Here is a 2,226-nt window from a genome sequence, read left to right as displayed (position 1 = left end):
GGTATCTCTTACGAAAGAGGTGTGTATGTATCTCTCTTCATCGCCCCTCTCCTTTCTCGTGTACCTCTCTTCACTTCTATGTGGCAGTAGTGGCAGTAATTCCCAGATAGGGCCTCCAACCAGCGCAAACAGACAGCCACTTACCGAAAAAGACGCGGCAACAAGCGGCAGTAGAAGTGGCAATACGGAGAAAACAAGGAGATGTGATGTCCCAATCGAGAGCACGAACCGAAGCTCGACGAGCGGCCCGCAGAGCCAAGGACGACGGCAGCGGCAAGAGACCGAGCGGCGACCCGATAGCGATCGTCCGGCGCGTCATCGACAGCGTTGTCGGTCTCGAGGTCGACCCGAACGGCGACACCGTGCCGCTCGATCTGAGCGTCGACCAGTTGCTCGCAGTCGGGCAGCTCGCGGCCAAGCTCGCCGAGATCCAACAGACCGAGTATCGCGACGGCCTCGAACTCGCTCGGCTCGCACTCGAGCACCAGACCCCTACCGAGCCTGCATCGACCGGTACAGGCAGCACAACCAACGAAGGAGCAACCAGATGAACAACGGCATCGACTCGAGCAACTGGGACCAGAGTGTCGGCGGGTTCAGTCCCGGCGAGGCATCGGAGATCCAGGGCAACGTCAATGCGATCAGCGAGCGAGACCTCAAGGCGCGTGCGAGGGCAGATGCAGAGCGTCGAGCCGCAGAGAACGACCGGGAGCGCGCGAGCGGCATCGGGGTATCACCGACCCTCGACCACGAGTTCGGGCAGCGGCTCACCGACGGGCCGCTCAAGGGCATCAAGCGCAACGCGGCCGCGGCGAAGAAGGTGCAGTACCGGCTGGCCGAGGAACGAGAGGAACTGCTGAACCTCGTGCCCGGGGCGCGCGACGGCGAATTACTCGCCGCGGCATGGGAAGCGGCAGATGCGAAGACGAAGGTGCCCTCGATCATGGTGGCGGCGCAGGAGTTCGACAGGACTGCGATCCCGACGACGCACCCGATAGCGCGGCACGGACAGTTCGAGGAGCGGCTACGCATTCACCACGCGGCCGAGAACCGCGAGGCTGTACTTGCGGTGTGGTACGAGATCGAGCAGTTTCTCGGCGAGCAGTCGACGTCGATCCTCGATGAAGCCGTGCGGGCATACCGAACTCTGGTCGATGCGACCGGTGAGGTCGACAACGCCGATGCTGTGATCGCGGACGGTCGGCCCGAGGTGCTCGAGGCATTCCAGCAGTGGCCGACGGTGGCCGAGTCCTGGCGTCAGGTGCAGTGTGTTCGGCAGTGGCTCGCGCTGGTGGAGAACAACGGCTTTCGGGAGGACCGCCCCGAGTCGTTGATCCGGACGGGTGCCCAGATGATCGAACAGGAAGTCTGGCGTAGTCAGTTCGTCGGACAGACCGGCGTCGAGCTCGCCCACGTCGACACCCCCGACGCTGCACTGCAGTGGTTCGCCGAGCGCGAGACCGCCGAGGTGGACGCGTAATGGCGCAGCAGGACGGGACCGAAGCCCGCGGTATGTCGAAGTACCTCGAGGACCGGCCGAACGCTCAGCAAATGACGCAGGCGCAGCAACGAGAGACCAACGCGGAACGTGAGAAGCCCGCACCGGTCACAGGGATCGCGTCGGCGCACGGGAAGGAGCTGACCCGGCTCGCCCGAGATCCCGAGGCGCGCAAAGCGAAGTACGACGCCGACCGCGCCGAGCGAGATCGGCTCGATGCCGAGCGTGAGGCAGCGCGGATCAAGAGAGCCAGGGCCGCTCTAGAGCATCGGACCGAGGTTGCCAACCCCCGAGCTCGCGGAATGAGTCGGTACCTCGAGGTCGACGAGTAGGACCGGCACTACGTGGCCGTGGATCGAGCAGGCATCGAGAGCTCGATCCACGCGCCGTGGCCGAACGAGAGAAACCTGCTCACATTCGACACAGTAGGGGTCGCCAGGGCAGGGGTCGCTCAGAGCGACGGCAATAGGGTTAGGTGCCGGCCCACAACGGGGTTTCACGCGTCGCGCGTCAAGTCAGTGCGCGCCCCAGCGCCGGGACGGCTGGCGTGCCACTCGTCGATCGTGGACTCGAGCCAGCCCTGATTACGGCCCACTGTCGCATCGGGTTCGGGTAGGTAGCTCTTGCGCTGGTACTGCTTCACAGCGTCGAGCGAGACACCGAGCTTGTCGGCGATCTCCCCGCGTGACAGATAGTGGATGGTCATCGTGGCCCCTTGCGTCGATGGT

Annotated in this window: 4 protein-coding genes; 3 read left to right on the top strand and 1 reads right to left on the bottom strand. The window is 64.4% G+C overall.

From position 1 onward, the window contains the following. Nucleotides 1-206: 206 nt before the first annotated feature. From CH256_RS08150 to CH256_RS08140, 3 genes are read left to right on the top strand one after another with little or no spacing between them, the layout of a single operon-like run. Complete coding sequence (locus CH256_RS08150) at nt 207-551, top strand: hypothetical protein (RefSeq protein WP_094669236.1); 345 nt, start codon at nt 207-209, stop codon at nt 549-551. Then, nucleotides 548-1,480 (top strand): hypothetical protein, encoded by a 933-nt coding sequence (locus CH256_RS08145; RefSeq protein WP_094669234.1) that lies wholly within the window; start codon nt 548-550, stop codon nt 1,478-1,480. Before CH256_RS08150 ends, CH256_RS08145 begins: the two co-directional genes overlap by 4 nt. Then, nucleotides 1,480-1,830, top strand: coding sequence for a hypothetical protein (locus CH256_RS08140; protein ID WP_094669233.1), 351 nt, complete (start codon nt 1,480-1,482; stop codon nt 1,828-1,830). The genes CH256_RS08145 and CH256_RS08140 overlap by 1 nt, the downstream gene beginning before the upstream one ends. 164 nt (nt 1,831-1,994) lie before the next feature. On the opposite strand, the gene CH256_RS08135 is transcribed toward CH256_RS08140, so the two are convergent. Continuing rightward, nucleotides 1,995-2,226 (bottom strand): helix-turn-helix transcriptional regulator (locus CH256_RS08135; RefSeq protein ID WP_256989395.1); only part of this gene is annotated, 232 nt, incomplete at its 5' end.

It is taken from the genome of Rhodococcus sp. 05-2254-6, from assembly GCF_002258565.1.
Classification (GTDB): Bacteria; Actinomycetota; Actinomycetes; order Mycobacteriales; family Mycobacteriaceae; genus Rhodococcoides.
The sequence above is the reverse complement of the archived record's forward strand: the minus strand, read 5'-3'. Positions and strand labels throughout refer to the sequence as shown.